We start from the raw sequence: 19,731 nt of genomic DNA on the forward strand, positions 1-19,731 counted from the left end.
TTTTCCCTTATATTTCAATAACTTAGGTTTGACACCCTGCTTCGTCGCGGCCAAACTTGGCGAATCACACCCACTACGACGGCAGGATTCGGCATGAAAGGCGACAAGAAAGTCATCCAGCATCTCAACAAGATCCTCGGCAACGAGTTGATCGCGATCAACCAGTACTTCCTCCACTCGCGCATGTGGAACGACTGGGGCCTGAAGCGCCTCGGCGCCCACGAGTACCACGAGTCGATCGACGAGATGAAGCATGCCGACAAGCTCATCGAGCGCATCCTCTTCCTCGAAGGCCTGCCCAACCTGCAGGACCTCGGCAAGCTGCTGATCGGCGAGAACACCCAGGAAATGCTGCAGTGCGACCTGAACCTGGAGCTGAAGGCGACCAAGGACCTGCGCGAAGCCATCGTGCATTGCGAGCAGGTGCACGACTACGTCAGCCGCGACCTGCTGAAGGACATCCTGGAGTCGGAAGAAGAGCACATCGACTACTTGGAAACCCAGCTGGGCCTGATCCAGAAAGTCGGCCTGGAGAACTACCTGCAGTCGCACATGCACGAAGACGACTGATCGGGAACCACGACGAAGCGCCGGCGGCCTGCCCCGCCGGCGCTTTTTTCTTGCCCGCCAGAAAGCCTCAGGCGCTGCGCGGCCTGCGCCGGACCAGATCGGCGCGCAGTGCCAGCAACAGGCAAAGACCGACCAGTACCAGCAATGCCCAGCGCAGGCCGATCTCGTGGGCCAGCAGGCCGATCAGCGGCGGTCCCATCAGCAGTCCGCCATACCCCACGGTAGAGACGGCGGCGACCCCGATCACCGGATCGATGCCCGGCTGGTTGCCGGCGGCGCTGATCACGATCGGCACCATCACCGACAGTCCCAGGCCAACCACCCCGAAACCGGCGATGCTCAGTGCCGGCCAGGGGCTGAACAGCGCCACCAGCATGCCCAGCGTGGCCAGCGAACCCAGGCCGCGCAGCAACGGCGCATCATCGATGCGTCCGCGCAGGCGGTCGCCGAACAGCCGCCCCACCACCATCGCCGCGGAAAACGCCGCGAAGCCCAGCGCCGCCACCCGCTCGGAAGCATCCAGAACGCTGTGCAGGAACAGCGCGCTCCAGTCAGCCACGCCGCCCTCGGAAACGAACGCGCAGAGAATCAGCAGGCCCAGGCCGAGCAAAGCCCGCGGCGGCAAGGTGAAGCCGCCGCCCTTGCGCGCGCCCGCCTTGCTCGGGTCCGGCGGAAGCAACGCGCGTACGAAGAATGGCAGGCTCAGCAGGCCGAGGGCGGTGAGAATGAGGAAATGCCAGGATGGCGTCAGTCCAGCCAGGGCCGCGGCGCTCAACGCACCGACCAGGCAGCCGAGGCTGTACATGCCATGCAGCATGGACATGCAGGGCTTGCCGAGCAGGCGCTCGACATCCACCGCCTGGATGTTCATCGCCACGTCCATCCCGGCGAAGCTCACGCCCAGCACGTAGAAGGCCAACGCCAGTTGCCACCAGCCCTGGCTCAGGCCGAGCAGCGGAAATACCAGCAGCATGATCAGGCAACCGCCGATCACTACGCTGCGGCTGCCGATGCGCTGGACCAGGAAACCGCTCAACGGGAACGCCGTGAGCGCACCGACCCCGACACCGAGCAGGGCCTGGCCGAGCGCGCGCTCGTCCAGCTGGGTCTGCTCCTTGAGTGCCGGGATGCGTCCCATCAGGTTGCCGATGACCAGCCCGGCCATGGCGAAGAAATAGATGCAGGCCAGGCGACCCTGGCGAGGATTGACTTCCGACATGGAGGCTCCCGGTTTCCTTGCTGGTTTCTCCGGACAAAAAAGAAACCCCGCACAAGGCGGGGCTCTTCGTCGGATGTGCGGATCAGGCGTTGGCTTTGGCCGCCGCGTCCTTGACCAGGGTCTGCAGTTCGCCCTTCTCGAACATCTCGGCGAGGATGTCGCTGCCGCCGACCAGTTCGCCATTGACCCACAGCTGCGGGAAGGTCGGCCAGTTCGCGTACTTCGGCAGGTTGGCGCGGATTTCCGGGTTCTGCAGGATGTCGACGTAGGCGAACTTCTCGCCACAGGCCATCAGCACCTGGGCCGCACGCGAGGAGAAACCGCACTGCGGGGCGTTCGGCGAACCCTTCATGTACAACAGGATGGGGTTGTTGGCGATCTGCTCTTTAATGGTTTCGATGATGTCCATGGCTTACCTCAACAGGAACGTTTCGACACGGTAACTCGGCAAATAATGACCGCTATTGTATCGGAAAGCCTAGCGCGACGCTCGGCTTTACTCTCGCGTTCCGTCGACCCGCTCAGGCCGCTTCCACCTCCACCGGCAGGCCGTTGAGCGCGGCGTTGCCCGACAGCAGGTCGAGATGACGCTCGTCGGTCAGGTCGTTGGCGCTGGCGCCGGCCTGGGCGCGGGCGATCGCCAGTTGCACGCCGGGCCGCGCGTGGCCCCAGCCGTGCGGCAGGCTGACCACCCCGGGCATCATCTCGCTGCTCGCCGCCACCTCCACCTCCACGCTGCCGACCCGCGAGCGCACCCGCACCCGTTGCCCGTCGACCAGGCCGCGACCCTCCAAGTCCCGCGGGTGCATCAGCAACTGATGACGCGGCTTGCCCTTCACCAGGCGATGGTAGTTGTGCATCCAGGAATTGTTGCTGCGCACGTGGCGTCGTCCGATCAGCAGCAACTGGTCTGACGCAGGCAGCGGCTGTGCGGCGAAGCGTTGCAGGTCGTCGACGAACAGCGACGGCGCGGCCTGGATGCGCTGGTCGGCGGTCTTCAGGCGCGGCGCCAGGTTCGGCCGCAGCGGCCCGAGGTCGATGCCGTGGGGATGTTCGCGCAGAGTGGCCAGGCTCAGCCTGTGCTCGGAACGGTCGCCGTAGGCGCCAGCGCGCAGGCCGAGGTCGATCATCTGCTGCGGCTCCAGGGTCGGTTTCAGCTCCAGGCCGTTGCGTGCGGCGAAGGCCCTCGCCAGGCCGACGAAGATCTCCCAGTCGTGCAACGCACCCTCGGGACGCGGCAGCACGGCCTCGTTGAAGCGGGTCACGTTACGCACGGCGAAGACGTTGAAGGTGGTGTCGTAGTGATCGTGCTCCAGCGGCGCAGTGGGCGGCAGGATGAGATCGGCGTAGCGGGTCGTCTCGTTGATGTAGAGGTCGATGCTGAGCATGAACTCCAGGCCGTCCAGCGCCTGTTCGAGCCGCCTCCCGTTGGGCGTGGACAGCACCGGGTTGCCGGCTACCGTGACCAGCGCGCGCACCTGCCCCTCGCCTTCGCCGAGGATTTCTTCCGCCAATGCCGCGACCGGCAGTTCGCCGCCATATTCCGGCAGCCCCGAGACGCGGCTGCGCCAACGGCCGAAGTGGCCACCCGAGGTACTCGCCACCAGGTCCAGGGCCGGCGAGGTGCACAGCGCGCCACCGACCCGGTCGAGGTTGCCGGTGACCAGGTTGATCAGTTGCACCAGCCACTGGCAGAGCGTGCCGAAGGCCTGGGTGGAAACGCCCATCCGGCCATAGCAGACCGCCTGTTCGGCGGCGGCGAAATCCCGCGCCAGTTGGCGAATGCTTTCGGCCGGCACGCCACAGCGCACGCTCATGGACTCGGCGTCGAAGACCGCGACCGCCTCGCGCACCCGCTCCAGCCCGTCGACCGGCAGCGGCGTGGGGCGACCGAGGTTCTCCTCGAACAGGGTGTTGAGTATCCCGAGCAACAGCGCCGCATCCTGGCCGGGACGAATGAACAGGTGCCGGTCGGCGATAGCCGCGGTCTCGCTGCGCCGGGGATCGACCACCACCAGCCGGCCGCCGCGGGCCTTCAGCGCCTTCAGGCGCTTCTCCACGTCCGGCACGGTCATGATGCTGCCGTTGGACGCCAGCGGGTTGCCGCCGAGCACCAGCATGAAGTCGGTGTGGTCGATGTCGGGGATCGGGATCAATAAACCATGGCCGTACATCTGCTGGCTGACCAGGTGATGCGGCAACTGGTCGACGGAAGTCGCGGAGAAGCGGTTGCGCGTTTTCAGCAGGCCGAGGAAGTAGTTGCTATGGGTCATCAGGCCGTAGTTGTGCACGCTCGGATTGCCCTGGTAGACCGCCACCGCATCGTTGCCATGGCGCTCGCGGATCTCGCCGAGGCGGCTGGCCACCAGCGCGAAGGCCTCGTCCCAGCCGATCGGCTGCCACTCGCTGCCGACCCGGCGCAACGGCTGGCGCAGGCGGTCGGGGTCGTCCTGGATGTCCTGCAGGGCCACCGCCTTGGGACAGACATGGCCGCGGCTGAAGCTGTCCTGCGGGTCGCCCTTGATCGAGCGGATCCGCGGCACGCCGCCCTCGTCGCTCTCGGTCTCGATGGCGAGCCCGCAGATGGCCTCGCAGAGATGGCACGCACGGTAGTGGAGGGTCTTGCTCATGGCTCGCCTCTTCATTGTCGTCGCCGGCCGCCGCGGCCCGGTACGTACGCGAGGACCAGACGACCGGTCTAGTCGTCGAATCGGCACTATGCGGCGCCTTCCGCCGCCGCGCCAGCAGCGTCAGTCGGCTGAATCGCCAGGCATCAGGCTGGCCGATGGGCGCGGTAGAGGGGAAGCGTGCCGTTTGTCCGGCTGTCAACTATCCACCTGGGAATTCCGGCGCGGCGAAAGCCGGTGCTAAACCTTGTCTCTTCGAGTCCGCCCCTGTCCGACAAGACCAATAAAGCGTGGAGACCGCATGACCGACAACCGCTCCTTCCGCCCTCGCCCCACCTCGTTGTCAGCCGCCCTGCTGCTGGGCGCCTGGATCGCCCAGCCGGCCACGGCCGCCTATGTCGAAGCCGGTCGGCCCGGCGATCCGGCCAGTTGGCGCTCCGCCGAATACCAGCAGGACTGGGGCCTGGAACGGATGCGGGCCGACCAGGCCTATGCCGCCGGTATCGACGGCCAGGGCGTGAAGATCGGCGAGATGGACTCCGGTTTCGACCCGAGCCATCCGGATACCCCCGCCTCGCGCTACCAGCCGGTGACGGCCAGCGGCACCTATGTCGACGGCACGCCGTTCAGCGTCAGCGGCGCGATGAACGGCAACAACGACTCCCACGGCACCCACGTCGGCGGCACCCTCGGCGCCTCGCGCGACGGCGTCGGCATGCACGGGGTGGCCTACGCGGCACAGGTGTACGTCGCCAACACCAACCAGAACGACAGCTTCCTGTTCGGCCCGACGCCCGACCCGAACTATTTCAAGGCCGCCTACCAGGCGCTGGCCGACGCCGGGGTGCGGGCGATCAACAACAGTTGGGGCAGCCAGCCCAAGGACGTCAGCTACGAGACCCTCGACGGCCTGCACGCCGCCTATGCCCAGCACTACGGGCGCTCCACCTGGCTGGACGCCGCCGCCGGCGTCTCCCGCCAGGGCGTGATCAACGTCTTCAGCGCCGGCAACAGCGGCTACGCCAACGCCAGCGTGCGCTCCGCCCTGCCCTACTTCCAGCCGGACCTGGAAGGCCACTGGCTGGCCGTGTCCGGCCTCGACCAGCAGAACGGCCAGCGCTACAACCGCTGCGGCATCGCCAAGTACTGGTGCATCACCACGCCCGGCCGCCTGATCAACAGCACCATGCCCGGCGGCGGCTACGCCAACAAGTCCGGTACCTCGATGGCCGCGCCCCACGCCACCGGCGCGCTGGCCCTGGTCATGCAGCGCTATCCGTACCTGAATAACGAGCAGGCGTTGCAGGTACTGCTGACCACCGCCACCCAGCTCGACGGCACGCCGACCGGCGCCCCCACCGACACCGTCGGCTGGGGCGTGCCGGATCTCGGTCGGGCGATGCATGGGCCTGGACAATTGCTCGGCCGCTTCGAGGCCAACCTCCCGGCCGGCCTGCGCGACGAATGGAGCAACCCGATTTCCGATAGCGCCCTGCTCCAGCGCCAGGCCGAGGACGCCGCCGAGCACGCGGCCTGGCAGCGGACGCTGAAGGACAAGGGCTGGGAAAACGGCTTGCCGGCCGGCGCCAGCCAGCAGGAACGCACCGACTATGCCATCGGCATGGCCCGCGACCAGGCCGCCGCCCAGCGCCGGTACCAGGGCAGCCTGGTCAAGGCCGGTGCCGGCAGCCTGGTCCTGAGCGGCGACAGCACCTATCGCGGACCGACCCTGATCGATGGCGGCCTGCTCAGCGTCGACGGTTCGCTGCTGTCCGCCGTCGAAGTCAATGCCGGCGGCACCCTCGGCGGCAGCGGCAGGGTCGGCGGCCTGCTGGCGCGCTCCGGCGGCACGGTGGCGGCGGGCAACTCCATCGGCACCCTGGAGGTCGCCGGCGACCTGCGCTTCGAGTCAGGCTCGACCTACGCGGTGGAGCTTTCGGAAAGCGCCAGCGACCGGATCGTCGCCAGCGGCAAGGCGAGCATCGCGGGCGGCAACGTCACCCTGGCCATGGAAAACAGCCCCGACCTGCTCAGCCAGTCCCAGGTCGAGAGCCTGGTCGGCCGCCGCTACGATATCCTCGACGCCGCCGGCGGCATCGACGGGCGCTTCGACGCGGTATTGCCGAACTACCTGTTCCTCGGCGGCACCCTGGACTACGCGGCCAACGCCATCCGCCTGGATATCGGACGCAACGGTACCGCCCTCGCCAGCGTCGCGCAGACGCCCAACCAGGCGGCGGTCGCTGGCGCCGTGGAAACGCTCGGCGCCGGCAACCCGGTCTACGAAAGCCTGCTCCTGTCGGAAAACGCCGCAACCGCCCAACGGGCCTTCCAGCAATTGTCAGGGGAAATCTACCCGGCGCTCGCCGGCCTGTTGCTCAACGACAGCCGCCATCTGCGCGACAGCGTCGGCGAACGCCTGCGCCAGGCCAGCGACGGCGAGGCCGGCGGGGAGGCTCCCGAAGGCTGGTTCAAGGCGCTCGGCTCCTGGGGCAAGAGCGCCGATGGCAGCCACGGCAGCGAAGGCTACCGGCATTCGGTCGGCGGCTTCCTGCTCGGGGTCGACAGCCAGGTCGCCAGCGACACGCGCCTCGGCCTGGTGGCCGGCTACAGCAACAGCTCGCTGAACATGGACAGCAGCCTGCAATCCTCCGCCAGCATCGACAGCTACCACCTCGGCGCCTACCTCGGCCGGCAATTGCAGCAATGGCGCCTGAGCCTCGGCGCGGCGCACGCCTGGCACCGCGCCGAGGTCAAGCGCGACCTGCAATACGGCGCCATGGCCGGCAAGCAGAAGGCCAAGCTCGACGCACAGAGCAGCCAGTTGTTCGCCGAGGCCGCCTACGCGCTGGGCTGGCGCAGTCTGGAGCTGGAACCCTTCGCCGGGCTGGCCTACGTGCACGTCGCCAGCGATGACTTCCGCGAACACGGCAGCGCCGCGGCCCTGAAGGGTGGCGACGACAACCTGGACGCCGTCTTCACCACCCTGGGCCTGCGCGCGAAAAGGCATTTCGAGCTGGATGCCGAACGCCGCCTGGCGCTCTCCGGCACCCTCGGCTGGCGCCACAACCTGAGCGACACCACCCCGCAACGCCACCTGGCGTTCGCTAGCGGCAGCCAGCCATTCAGCGTGGAAAGCGTGGCCCTGTCCCGCGACGCCGCGCTGCTCGGCGTCGACGCCAGCCTCGCGGTGAATCGCGAAGTGAGCGTGCGGCTGGGCTACAACGGCCTGCTGGGCAGCCGCGAGAAGGACCACGGTGTCGGACTGGCCGTCGACTGGCGTTTCTGACTTCGGTTACGAGGGCATGCCACCCGTTGGATGGGTTCCGGCGGGCGGCAAGGGGAAGAAGCCACTTCATTGCCCTCGGTCACGAAACCGCCGCAAATATGAGAAAAAGACCTAACTAAAGGATTCATGCGAAATGCATAGCGCTATACTGTCCATCCAGCGCTGTACTATCCCTTCCAGCGCTGATCGCGACCCGGTGCCCGCACCACCGTGCCGCACGAGCCCCGGAGATCCGCACCTCCGGGGCTCACCTTTTGCTCCTCTCGCACCCTCCTTCCCCGGCTGAGCCCCTCCCCCTGCAAATCCGCGACGAATGGCCGCAATGCGGCAATCCGATGAACGAGCGGCCGAACCGCGGGCGCCCAGGCTGCCTGCGCACAGTCGCTGAACGGGTCAGGCCTGGCGGAAGAAGATCATGCCGAACAGCACCGCCAGGGCGCTGAGGAACGACAACCCGGTTTGCCCCAGGAGCATCAGGATCGCGGCCGCCGCCGTGCTCAGCGCATGCCAGCCCCAGAGCAGGCACGACAGGTTGAGGACGATGCCGGCCAGGGCCAGGTGACGCTTGCGGCTGCGCCTGAGCAGGCCGGCCAGGCCCAGCACCAGGCCGCAGGTCGATACCGCGAAGACCGCCAGCAAGGCGGCGAACAGGCCGAGCAGATGGTTCTCGTCGCTGAGGTCGATCCGCTCGCCGAGTGCCAGCGCCATCACCGCCAGCGCGATGGCGACCCCGGCCAGGGCGAGGAACAGCGACAGGCCGCCCAGCCGCGATTGGCGCAATGGCCGTGCCGGCGGCTCGGCAGCGAGTGTTTCTCCCGTGTGCATGTTCGACCTCCCTGGTCCGAAACCCGCCTCCTCCATGAAGGCATTCGGGCGCCCACAGCATAAAGCGTCGCTCCGCCCAACCGATAGACAGACGAGGCGGGACTTTGGGCGGGACAACCGCGAAGACCGGGGAAAACCCCGTAACCCGCGCCCTCCAGGCCCCTCCTTGTGTTTCCGCGACATTTCCTTATAAGATCGCGCCTTCCCCTATTTTCCCGCACGTTGCGGTCCCGCCGCAGGTCCAGTCCCGTTTTCTCTCGCGAAAGCCGGCCAGTGCCTCGGCCAGCAGTAAAAATAAAAGGTAGTCAGCGATGAGCGTACGGCACTTTCTCTCGTTTATGGATTACAGCCCCGAAGAGCTGATCGGTCTGATCCGCCGCGGCAGCGAGCTGAAGGACCTGCGCAACCGAGGCGTGCTCTACGAGCCGCTGAAGAGCCGGGTCCTGGGCATGGTCTTCGAGAAGGCTTCGACCCGTACCCGCCTGTCCTTCGAAGCCGGGATGATCCAGCTCGGCGGCCAGGCGATCTTCCTCTCCCCGCGCGACACCCAGCTCGGCCGCGGCGAGCCGATCGGCGACAGCGCCCGGGTCATGTCGCGGATGCTCGACGGCGTGATGATCCGCACCTTCGCCCACGCCACCCTGACGGAATTCGCCGCGCACTCGAAGGTGCCGGTGATCAACGGCCTGTCCGACGACCTGCACCCCTGCCAGTTGCTCGCCGACATGCAGACCTTCCACGAGCACCGCGGCAGCATCCAGGGCAAGACCGTGGCCTGGATCGGCGACGGCAACAACATGTGCAACAGCTATATAGAAGCGGCGCTGAAGTTCGACTTCCAGCTGCGCGTGGCCTGCCCCGAGGGCTACGAGCCGAAGGCCGAGTTCGTCGCCCTTGCCGGCGACCGCCTGCGCATCGTCCGCGACCCGCGCGAGGCGGTGGCCGGCGCGCACCTGGTGAGCACCGACGTGTGGGCCTCGATGGGCCAGGAAGACGAAGCCGCCGCGCGCATCGCCCTGTTCCGCCCCTACCAGGTGAACGCCGCGTTGCTCGATGGGGCCGCCGACGATGTACTATTCATGCACTGCCTGCCGGCCCACCGCGGCGAGGAAATCAGCGAAGAGTTGCTGGATGACCCGCGCTCGGTAGCCTGGGACCAGGCAGAGAACCGTCTGCACGCGCAGAAGGCCCTCCTCGAATTGCTGATCGAACACGCCCATTACGCCTGAGCCCATGAGCCACGACCTGCTGCTGAACCTGAAAGATCTCGCCTGCGGCTACGCCTCGCAGAAAGTGGTGCAGGATCTCGACCTGCACCTCAATGCCGGAGACATCGGCTGCCTGCTGGGTCCTTCGGGATGCGGCAAGACCACCACCCTACGCGCCATCGCCGGCTTCGAACCGGTGCTGGCCGGGCAGATCGAGCTGGGCGGCGAAGTCATCTCGCGTCCCGGCTTCACCCTGGCGCCGGAGAAACGCCGGATCGGCATGGTGTTCCAGGACTATGCGCTGTTCCCGCATCTCAGCGTGGCCGACAACGTCGGCTTCGGCATCCGCAAGCATCCACAACGCGAGCGCCTGGTGCGCGAGCTTCTGGAGCTGGTCAAGCTCGGCCACCTCGCCGCGCGCCACCCCCACGAACTCTCCGGCGGCCAGCAACAACGGGTGGCCCTGGCCCGCGCGCTGGCGCCCGAACCGCTGTTGCTGCTGCTCGACGAACCCTTCTCCAACCTCGACGTGGAACTGCGCCGCAGCCTCAGCCAGGAGGTTCGCGAGATCCTCAAGGCACGCGGCACCAGCGCGATCCTGGTGACCCACGACCAGGAAGAAGCCTTCGCCGTCTGCGACCACATCGGCGTGTTCAAGGAAGGTCACCTGGAACAGTGGGACACCCCCTACAACCTCTACCACGAGCCGCTGACGCCCTTCGTCGCCAGCTTCGTCGGCCAGGGCTACTTCATTCGCGGCCAGTTGCTTAGCCCCGATACGGTGCGGACCGAACTCGGCGTGATCCGCGGCAATCGTGCCTATAACCTGCCTTCCGGCAGCGCGGTGGACGTCCTGCTGCGCCCGGACGACCTGGTGCACGCGCCGCAGGGCGAGCTGAAGGCGCGGATCGTCGGCAAGACCTTCCTCGGCGCCGCCACCCTGTACCGCCTGCAATTGCCCACCGGTACCCAGCTGGAATCGATCTTCCCCAGCCATGCCGACCACCAGCCGGGCGATGACGTCGGTATCCGCGTCGCCGCCGACCACCTGGTGGTGTTCGCCGCCCGGGGTAGCGTCGCCGCGCATCTCGCTCCCGTCCAGGCCTGATACCTCGGCGTCGTTCGGTCGGCGGCGCCTTTCCCTATCGAGCGCATAGGTGGAGCCGGGCGTCTCCAGCCCCTACAATCGCCCGACGATTCGAGGAGCCTGAACGATGCTGATGGTGATTTCCCCCGCCAAGACCCTGGACTACGAGACCCCGCCGGTCACCCACCGCTTCACCCAGCCGCAATACCTGGACCACGCGCAGGAACTGATCCAGCAATTGCGCCAGCTCACCCCGCTGCAGATCAGCGAACTGATGAAGCTTTCCGACAAGCTCGCCGGCCTGAATGCCGCTCGCTACGCCAGCTGGCATCCGGAGTTCACCCCGGAGAACGCCAAGCAGGCGTTGCTCGCCTTCAAGGGCGATGTCTACACCGGCCTCAACGCGGAAGACTTCGGCGAGGACGATTTCGCCTTCGCCCAGGACCACCTGCGCATGCTCTCCGGTCTCTACGGCGTGCTGCGCCCGCTCGACCTCATGCAGCCCTATCGACTGGAAATGGGCACCCGCCTGGCCAACGCCCGTGGCAAGGATCTCTACGCCTTCTGGGGCGAGCGTATCAGCCAGTGGCTGAACGAAGCGCTGGCCGCCCAGGGCGACGATGTGCTGCTCAACCTGGCCTCCAACGAGTACTTCGGCGCGGTGAAGCGCAAGGCGCTGCAAGCGCGGGTCATCGACACCGAGTTCAAGGACCTGAAGAACGGCCAGTACAAGATCATCAGCTTCTACGCCAAGAAGGCTCGCGGCATGATGGCTCGCTACGTGATCCGCGAGCGCCTGCGCGACCCGGCCGGGCTGAAGGACTTCAATGCCCACGGCTATTACTTCAGCGCCGAGCAGTCCGGCCCGGATCAGTTGGTATTCCTCAGGGACGCCCCGCAAGACTGACCTCCCCGGCCCGCCGTCCTGGCGGGCCGCTCCTCTTTCGGCACGCCGACGCCTCCTGGCGCTACCGTTCGTCCCTCCGATACCTCTACTGCGTCGCCTTTCTCCCAGGGAAAGCCCTTGTGGCGAATAGGCCTACTCAACCGTTCGTCTGCAAGTCATGCGGAACTGCATCACATTTTTTCACGCCCAGCCCACAGGCTTTTCCCCAATTCGAGGCGGAAATGCCATCTCCGGCGTAATCCATTGGCCATTACCAGCCTCCCGCCATCACATGCAGATTACGATTGCAAAGTGCATGGGTCGAAGATTAAGGAATCCTTAAGGTTTGCTTAAGGCGGTAAAAGCGGCTTCTGTTTCATTCCGGTGACGCGGAACTTTCAGCCGCCATGCATTCTGCAACCAGTGGCCATTGTCAGCATTTAATGAAAAGGCCATCAAGTTGGTATCAAGTGATATCAAACGGATATTTCCAAATATTTCGCGAGCGGGACAAACGGCCGGAACTTCCCTCGCAGAGAAAACATCCTATCACCGCGATGCCTATCGATAGTTATGGGCAGAGCAACTTGAAACCGTCTCGAATAATCGGACCCCGCTCCGAGGGACAAACTCAACCTATTGAAATTAAAGACCTTTAGAAACTTGAATTCTATGGACCGAACTAAAACGAAGCATCCAAGGTCGGGTTATGCACCGTTATTGAAACCCACCTGAAACATTAAAGGGCATGAACTTATAACTTGCCCTATTAGAGTGCCGAATAACCAAGCACTCTATTCGAAACTGCCTGAAGGCGGATCAAGGGCTCTGGATCGGGGCTCGTAGTAACGGCTCGCCAGATAGGGAAGTGGCCATACGACCACCTCATTAACGGCGCGACAAACAATCGAGGTGAATGCGATGCGAATCAGCATCTTTGGTTTGGGCTATGTCGGCGCAGTATGTGCTGGCTGCCTGTCGGCACGCGGTCATGAAGTCATTGGTGTGGATGTCTCCAGTACCAAGATCGACCTGATCAACCAGGGCAAGTCGCCCATCGTCGAACCGGGCCTGGAAGCGTTGTTGCAGCAAGGCCGGCAGACCGGACGGCTGTCGGGCACCACCGACTTCAAGAAGGCCGTGCTGGACTCCGACGTATCGTTCATCTGCGTCGGCACGCCGAGCAAGAAGAATGGCGACCTGGACCTGGGCTACATCGAGACCGTCTGCCGCGAGATCGGCTTCGCCATCCGCGAGAAGTCCGAACGCCACACCGTGGTGGTGCGCAGCACCGTACTGCCGGGCACCGTCAACAACGTGGTGATCCCGCTGATCGAGGACTGCTCGGGCAAGAAGGCCGGGGTCGACTTCGGCGTCGGCACCAACCCCGAGTTCCTCCGCGAGAGCACCGCGATCAAGGACTACGACTTCCCGCCGATGACCGTGATCGGCGAACTGGACAAGCAGACCGGTGACCTTCTCGAGGAAATCTACCGCGAGCTGGACGCGCCGATCATCCGCAAGACCGTCGAGGTCGCCGAGATGATCAAGTACACCTGCAACGTCTGGCACGCCGCCAAGGTCACCTTCGCCAACGAGATCGGCAACATCGCCAAGGCGGTCGGCGTCGACGGCCGCGAGGTGATGGACGTGATCTGCCAGGACCACAAGCTCAACCTGTCGCGCTACTACATGCGTCCCGGCTTCGCCTTCGGCGGCTCCTGCCTGCCCAAGGACGTACGCGCCCTCACCTATCGTGCCAGCCAGCTGGACGTCGAGCACCCGATGCTCGGTTCGTTGATGCGCAGCAACTCCAACCAGGTGCAGAAGGCCTTCGACCTCATCACCAGCCACGACACCCGCAAGGTCGGCCTGCTCGGCCTGTCGTTCAAGGCCGGCACCGACGACCTGCGCGAAAGCCCGCTGGTGGAGCTGGCCGAGATGCTCATCGGCAAGGGCTACGAGCTGCGCATCTTCGACCGCAACGTCGAATACGCGCGTGTCCACGGGGCCAACAAGGAATACATCGAGTCGAAGATCCCGCACGTCTCCTCGCTGCTGGTCTCCGACCTCGACGAAGTGGTGGCGAGTTCCGATGTGCTGGTGCTGGGCAATGGCGACGAGCTGTTCGTCGACCTGGTGAACAAGACCCCGAGCGGCAAGAAGCTGGTCGACCTGGTGGGCTTCATGCCGCACACCACCACTGCCCAGGCCGAGGGCATCTGCTGGTAGCGGGCCGCCCCCTGGCCCCGTGAGCCGGTAAAGAACCTCTTTATCGCCCTCGGACCGAAGGCCGTCTCCGCGGCGTGCGCCATAACAACAACAAGCGCACGCCGGCGTCGAGGCCAAGGTCCCCAGCCCGATGGAACTGATGATGGAAACTTACAAACGTGGCCTCGCCGAAGCCACCGGCTGGCTGGTGTTCCTCAGCCTGCTGATGGTGCTCGCGCTGGCAGTGCCGAAGACCGTGTTCGACGCCGACTCCAAGGATTTCATCCTGCTTGTCGGCGCCGTCGGCATCTGGCGCTACTCCATGGGCGGCGTGCACTTCCTGCGCGGCATGCTGTTCCTCCACGTGGTCTACCCGTACTACCGCCGGCGCGTGCGCCAGTTGGGCAGCGCGGCCGACCCGTCGCACGTGTTCCTGATGGTCACCAGTTTCCGCATCGACGCCCTGACCACTGCCATGGTCTATCGCTCGGTGATCCGCGAAGCCATCGACAGCGGCTACCCGACCACCGTGGTCTGCTCCATCGTCGAGATGTCCGACGAGGTCCTGGTCCGTTCTCTGTGGGAGAAGATGAACCCGCCGGACCGGGTCAGCCTCGACTTCGTGCGGATTCCCGGCACCGGCAAGCGCGACGGCCTGGCCTATGGCTTCCGCGCGATTTCCCGGCACCTGCCGGACGACGACGCGGTGGTCGCGGTGATCGACGGCGACACCGTGCTCGACCACGGCGTGGTGAAGAAGACCGTGCCCTGGTTCAAGCTCTTCCCCAACGTCGGCGGCCTCACCACCAATGAATTCTGCGAAGTGCAGGGCGGCTACGTGATGAGCGAGTGGCACAAGCTGCGCTTCGCCCAGCGCCACATCAACATGTGCTCGATGGCCCTGTCCAAGCGCGTGCTGACCATGACCGGACGGATGTCGGTGTTCCGCGCCCGGGTGGTGACCAACCCCGAGTTCATCACCGACGTCGAGAACGACCACCTGGAGCACTGGCGCCTGGGTCGCTTCAAGTTCCTCACCGGCGACGACAAGTCCAGCTGGTTCAGCCTGATGCGCCTGGGCTACGACACCTTCTACGTGCCCGACGCGGCGATCAACACGGTCGAGCACCCGCCGGAGAAGAGCTTCATCAAGGCCAGTCGCAAGCTGATGTACCGCTGGTACGGCAACAACCTGCGGCAGAACTCGCGCGCGCTCAAGCTCGGCGCGCGGCGCCTGGGCTGGTTCACCATGCTGGTGCTGTTCGACCAGCGCGTCTCGATGTGGACCAGCCTGCTCGGCCTGGTGGTGGCGATCCTCGCCAGCCTCAAGTACAGCATCGCCTTCCTGCTGGTGTACCTGCTCTGGATCGGCCTCACCCGCCTGGTGCTGACCCTGCTCCTCTCGCTGTCCGGACACCGCATCGGCCCGGCCTATCCGCTGATCCTCTATTACAACCAGATCGTCGGCGCGCTGGTGAAGATCTACGTGTTCTTCCGCCTCGACCGGCAGTCCTGGACCCGCCAGCCGACCAAGCTGGAGCGCGGCCTGGCCAGCTTCCAGCGCTGGTTCAACGCCTGGTCGTCGCGGGCCATGACCTTCTCTGCCGCCAGCATCTTCGTCGCCGTGCTGCTGACCATCGTATGACCACCGAATCGACTACGGACAACGCCAGGGCCGCGGCCCGCGCGCAAATCGACCCAGATTGGACCGAACAGGACCCGACACCATGAATACAGCCGTCAACGTCAACGTCGTGCACGAATCCGAAGCCCAGCGCCAGTTCGCCCGGGTCAAGCTGCCGGCGCGCATCCGCTACATCGGCGCCAACCGCGAAGGCGTCGACGCACGCCTGCTGGATCTCTCCGCCGGCGGCTTCGCCTTCACCGCGAGCGGCGCGCCGATCCAGCCCGGCGACCTGTACAAGGGCAAGCTGCTGTTCCAGGTCGACAGCATCAGCTTTTCCCTCGAAGTGGAGTTCCAGGTGCGCTCGGTGGACCCCGCCAGCCGCCGCGTCGGCTGCGAGTTCCAGAACCTCAAGCCGCGCGAGGTGGCGGCCCTGCGCTACCTGATCACCTCCTACCTGGCTGGCGAGGTGATCGGCGTCGGCGACATGCTCAATACCCTCCAGCGCGAGAACTTCACCAAGGCCCGCAAGCAGGGCGGCGGCAACGGCGGGATGGGCTTCTTCGGCCGGGTCCGGGCGGTGACCCTGAGCACCGCGATCTTCGTCGTCGGGGTCGGCGCCTTCGCCTTCATCCTCAACCAGATGTACAACCTGTACTTCGTCACCCATGCCGATTCCGGCGTGGTCAGCGTCCCCAACCAGCAGATCACCATGCCCCGCGAGGGCACCGTGCAGAGCCTCCTCGGGCCCAACGCGGAAGTCGCCAAAGGCGCGCCGATCGCCACCTTCTCGGCCAACCTGCTGGACATGCTCAAGGGCAACCTGACCGAGGAGCAGCTCAACCCGGGCAACATCGAGAAGCTCTTCGGCCACCAGATGAAAGGGACCCTGACCAGCCCCTGCGACTGCCGCGTGGTCCAGCAACTGGTAGCCGACGGGCAATACGCCAACAAGGGCCAGGTGATCTTCACCCTCGCGCCGCGCGACAGCGTGGCCAGCATCGAGGCGCGCTTCCCCTACCGCAACGCCGCCGAGCTGGCGCCGGGCACCCGGGTGAACTTCCAGGTCGCCGGCGACGGCGTCAACCGCAGCGGCCGCATCGTCAACACCGCGCCGGTGGACGGCGACCTGTCCTCGGAAATCCGCGTGCAGATCCAGCCCGACCAGCCGCTCGACGCCCAGTACGCCGGCCGCCCGGCCGAGGTCAGCATCGGCGGCCTGCCCGGCCGCACCCTGCTGAACAAGGCCGTGACCCTGGCCACCGCTCGCTGACCGGTACCCGACCATGAAGATGCCCATCCTCCCTCCCCTGCCCCTGGCATCCCGGCACCTGCTGCTGGCCTCGGCCATCGCCCTGGCCGCCGGCTGCGCCGGACTGCCCGACCAGCGCCTGGCCCAGGAGGCCCTGGAACGCGGCGACCTCGCCACCGCCCAGAGCAACTACCAGGCCCTGGCCGCGATGGGTTACGCCGACGCCCAGGTCGGCCTCGCCGACATGCAGGTCGCCAGCGGCGACAGCGCCCAGCAGGCCAAGGCCGAAAAGCTCTACCGCGAGGCCGCGCAGACCTCGCCGCGGGCCCGCGCGCGCCTTGGCAAGTGGCTGGCGGCCAAGCCCGGCGCCAGCGACGCCGAGCACCGCGAGGCCGAGCGCCTGCTCAGCCAGGCCTTCGACCAGGGCGAGGACAGTGCCCTGGTGCCGCTCATCGTGCTCTACCTGCAATACCCGCAGTCCTGGCCGGAAATCGACCCGCAGCAGCGCATCGACCAGTGGCGCGCGCGCGGACTGCCGCAGGCCGACCTGGCGCAGATCATCCTCTACCGCACCCAGGGCACCTACGCCCAGCACCTGGGCGAGATCGAGCAGGTCTGCCAGCGCTGGCTGCGGCGCATGGACGTGTGCTGGTACGAACTGGCCACGGTCTACCAGATGCAGGGCAACGCGGAAAAACAGAAGGCCCTGCTCGAACAGCTGCGCGCCGCCTACAAGGCCGGCCGGGTGCCCGGCGAGCGGGTCGACTCGGTGGCCGGGGTGCTCGCCGACGGCGAACTCGGCCAGCCCGACCCGCAGACCGCCCAGGCGCTGCTGGAAGAGATCGCGCCGAGCTACCCCGCGGCCTGGGTCAGCCTGGCCAAGCTGCTCTACGACTATCCCGACCAGGGCGACCTGGAAAAGATGCTCGGCTACCTGAAGAACGCCCAGGACGCCGCCCAGCCACGCGCCGAACTGCTCCTCGGGCGCCTCTACTACGACGGCAAGTGGGCGCCGCAGGACCCGCGCAAGGCCGAGCGGCACCTGCTCAAGGCCGCCGCCAGCGAACCCCAGGCCAACTACTACCTGGGACAGATCTACCGCCGCGGCTTCCTCGGCAAGGTCTATCCGCAGAAGGCCGTCGACCACCTGATCCTCGCCGCCCGCGCTGGCCAGGCCAGCGCCGACATGGCCCTGGCCCAGCTCTGGTCGCAGGGCCGCGGTATCCAGCCGAACCGGGTCAATGCCTACGTCTTCGGCCAGCTCGCCGTGCAGCAGCAGGTACCGCAGGCCAGCGACCTGCTCGGGCAGATCGAAGCGCAACTGCCGCCGGCCGAACGCAGCCAGGCGCAGCAATTGCTCAAGCGCGAACAACAGAGCCGCGGCAACAACTGGCAGGCCACCGTCAGCCTGCTGCAGAGCCAGGACTCGCCGATCAACGAAGAAGAGCCAGAAAGCCTATGAACAGCTCCCGTTCCGTCAACCCGCGGCCGTCCTTCGCGCCGCGCGCCCTGTCCCTGGCCATCGCCCTGCTGCTCGGCGCACCGGCGTTCGCCGCCGGCAGCGGCGAGGCACCGAAGAACTTCGGCCTGGACGTGAAGATCACCGGCGAATCGGAAAACGATCGCGACCTCGGCACCGCTCCCGGCGGCACCCTCAACGACATCGGTATCGACCTGCGGCCCTGGGCCTTCGGCCAGTGGGGCGACTGGAGCGCCTACTTCATGGGCCAGGCGGTGGCCGCCACCGACACCATCGAGACCGACACCCTGCAATCGGACACCGACGACGGCAACAACAGCCGCAACGACGGTCGCGAGCCGGACAAGAGCTACCTCGCCGCACGCGAATTCTGGGTCGACTACGCCGGCCTCACCGCCTACCCCGGCGAGCACCTGCGCTTCGGCCGCCAGCGCCTGCGGGAAGACAGCGGCCAGTGGCAGGACACCAACATCGAGGCGCTGAACTGGAGCTTCGAGACCACCCTGCTCAACGCCCACGCCGGGGTCGCCCAGCGTTTCAGCGAATACCGTACCGACCTCGACGAACTGGCTCCGGAGGACAAGGACCGCACCCATGTGTTCGGCGACATCTCCACCCAGTGGGCGCCGCACCACCGCATCGGCGTGCGCATCCATCACGCCGACGACAGCGGCCACCTGCGCCGCCCCGGCGAGGAAGTCGACAACCTCGACAAGACCTATACCGGCCAGCTCACCTGGCTCGGCATCGAGGCTACCGGCGATGCCTACAACTATCGTTCGAGCATGCCGCTGAACTACTGGGCCAGCGCCACCTGGCTGACCGGCGACCGCGACAACCTGACCACCACCACGGTCGACGACCGGCGCATCGCCACCGGCAAGCAGAGCGGCGACGTCAATGCCTTCGGCGTCGACCTCGGCCTGCGCTGGAACATCGACGAGCAGTGGAAGGCCGGCGTCGGCTACGCCCGCGGCAGCGGCGGTGGCAAGGACGGCGAGGAGCAGTTCCAGCAGACCGGGCTGGAGAGCAACCGCTCCAACTTCACCGGCACCCGCTCGCGCGTGCACCGCTTCGGCGAAGCCTTCCGCGGCGAACTGAGCAACCTCCAGGCAGCCACCCTGTTCGGCTCCTGGCAACTGCGCGAGGACTACGACGCGAGCCTGGTCTACCACAAGTTCTGGCGCGTCGACGACGACTCCGACATCGGCACCAGCGGCATCAACGCCGCCCTGCAACCGGGCGAGAAGGACATCGGCCAGGAACTCGACCTGGTGGTGACCAAGTACTTCAAGCAAGGCCTGCTGCCGGCCTCGATGAGCCAATACGTCGACGAGCCCTCGGCGCTGATCCGCTTCCGCGGCGGCCTGTTCAAGCCGGGCGACGCCTACGGGCCGGGCACCGACTCGACCATGCACCGCGCCTTCGTCGACTTCATCTGGCGCTTCTGAGC

The 19,731-nt window shown here is 66.3% G+C and carries 14 protein-coding genes; 10 read left to right on the forward strand and 4 right to left on the reverse strand.

Going from position 1 to position 19,731, the window contains the following annotated elements; genetic code table 11:
* Positions 1–93 precede the first annotated feature (93 nt).
* Positions 94–570, forward strand: a complete 477-nt coding sequence (bfrB, locus tag HMPREF2886_RS25445; RefSeq protein ID WP_003092078.1) for a bacterioferritin BfrB — start codon at positions 94–96, stop codon at positions 568–570.
* 67 nt (positions 571–637) lie between these two features.
* Here bfrB and HMPREF2886_RS25450 read toward each other — a convergent pair whose 3' ends face one another.
* The 3 genes from HMPREF2886_RS25450 to HMPREF2886_RS25460 form a co-directional block, all read right to left on the reverse strand.
* Positions 638–1,789 carry an MFS transporter gene (locus HMPREF2886_RS25450; RefSeq protein WP_039027323.1) on the reverse strand — a complete coding sequence of 384 codons (1,152 nt, stop codon included), beginning with the start codon at positions 1,787–1,789 and terminating at the stop codon, positions 638–640.
* A gap of 82 nt (positions 1,790–1,871) precedes the next feature.
* Positions 1,872–2,198, reverse strand: coding sequence for a Grx4 family monothiol glutaredoxin (gene grxD, locus HMPREF2886_RS25455; RefSeq protein ID WP_003092082.1), 327 nt, complete (start codon positions 2,196–2,198; stop codon positions 1,872–1,874).
* 112 nt (positions 2,199–2,310) lie between these two features.
* Positions 2,311–4,419, reverse strand: coding sequence for a molybdopterin oxidoreductase family protein (locus HMPREF2886_RS25460; protein ID WP_070748618.1), 2,109 nt, complete (start codon positions 4,417–4,419; stop codon positions 2,311–2,313).
* Between the two features lie 298 nt (positions 4,420–4,717).
* Here HMPREF2886_RS25460 and HMPREF2886_RS25465 point away from each other — a divergent pair, with 298 nt between their 5' ends.
* Positions 4,718–7,705 (forward strand): autotransporter serine peptidase EprS, encoded by a 2,988-nt coding sequence (locus HMPREF2886_RS25465; protein ID WP_070748619.1) that lies wholly within the window; start codon positions 4,718–4,720, stop codon positions 7,703–7,705.
* A 393-nt stretch (positions 7,706–8,098) separates the two neighbouring features.
* Here the strand turns inward: HMPREF2886_RS25465 and HMPREF2886_RS25470 are convergent, their stop codons facing one another.
* Entirely contained in the window at positions 8,099–8,530 is a 432-nt protein-coding gene (locus tag HMPREF2886_RS25470) for a hypothetical protein (RefSeq protein WP_169879104.1), read from the reverse strand.
* Positions 8,531–8,841: 311 nt separating this feature from the next.
* Here HMPREF2886_RS25470 and argF point away from each other — a divergent pair, with 311 nt between their 5' ends.
* The 8 genes from argF to algE all read left to right on the forward strand — a co-directional run bounded on the left by argF (position 8,842) and on the right by algE (position 19,729).
* Positions 8,842–9,759: an ornithine carbamoyltransferase gene (gene argF, locus HMPREF2886_RS25475; RefSeq protein WP_024916039.1), complete on the forward strand. Its 918-nt coding sequence runs from the start codon at positions 8,842–8,844 to the stop codon at positions 9,757–9,759.
* A gap of 4 nt (positions 9,760–9,763) precedes the next feature.
* A complete protein-coding gene (locus HMPREF2886_RS25480; RefSeq protein WP_033970123.1) occupies positions 9,764–10,846 on the forward strand; it encodes an ABC transporter ATP-binding protein in 1,083 nt (360 codons plus the stop codon).
* A gap of 106 nt (positions 10,847–10,952) precedes the next feature.
* Positions 10,953–11,732 (forward strand): peroxide stress protein YaaA, encoded by a 780-nt coding sequence (yaaA, locus tag HMPREF2886_RS25485; RefSeq protein WP_003092094.1) that lies wholly within the window; start codon positions 10,953–10,955, stop codon positions 11,730–11,732.
* 900 nt (positions 11,733–12,632) lie between these two features.
* The gene (gene algD, locus HMPREF2886_RS25490) at positions 12,633–13,943 is read left to right on the forward strand and encodes a GDP-mannose 6-dehydrogenase (RefSeq protein WP_003110461.1); all 1,311 of its coding nucleotides are present in this window, start codon (positions 12,633–12,635) and stop codon (positions 13,941–13,943) included.
* A 139-nt stretch (positions 13,944–14,082) separates the two neighbouring features.
* Positions 14,083–15,567 carry a mannuronan synthase gene (gene alg8, locus HMPREF2886_RS25495; RefSeq protein ID WP_083318624.1) on the forward strand — a complete coding sequence of 495 codons (1,485 nt, stop codon included), beginning with the start codon at positions 14,083–14,085 and terminating at the stop codon, positions 15,565–15,567.
* 82 nt (positions 15,568–15,649) lie between these two features.
* Complete coding sequence (gene alg44, locus HMPREF2886_RS25500; RefSeq protein ID WP_003092101.1) at positions 15,650–16,819, forward strand: alginate biosynthesis protein Alg44; 1,170 nt, start codon at positions 15,650–15,652, stop codon at positions 16,817–16,819.
* 13 nt (positions 16,820–16,832) lie between these two features.
* Positions 16,833–18,260, forward strand: coding sequence for an alginate biosynthesis TPR repeat lipoprotein AlgK (gene algK / locus HMPREF2886_RS25505; protein ID WP_033970122.1), 1,428 nt, complete (start codon positions 16,833–16,835; stop codon positions 18,258–18,260).
* Positions 18,257–19,729: an outer membrane porin AlgE gene (gene algE / locus HMPREF2886_RS25510; protein ID WP_003110464.1), complete on the forward strand. Its 1,473-nt coding sequence runs from the start codon at positions 18,257–18,259 to the stop codon at positions 19,727–19,729. The genes algK and algE overlap by 4 nt, the downstream gene beginning before the upstream one ends.
* Positions 19,730–19,731: the final 2 nt, after the last annotated feature.

Origin of the sequence: Pseudomonas sp. HMSC066A08, assembly GCF_001813025.1 — a bacterium.
In the GTDB taxonomy this organism is placed as follows: domain Bacteria; phylum Pseudomonadota; class Gammaproteobacteria; order Pseudomonadales; family Pseudomonadaceae; genus Pseudomonas; species Pseudomonas aeruginosa.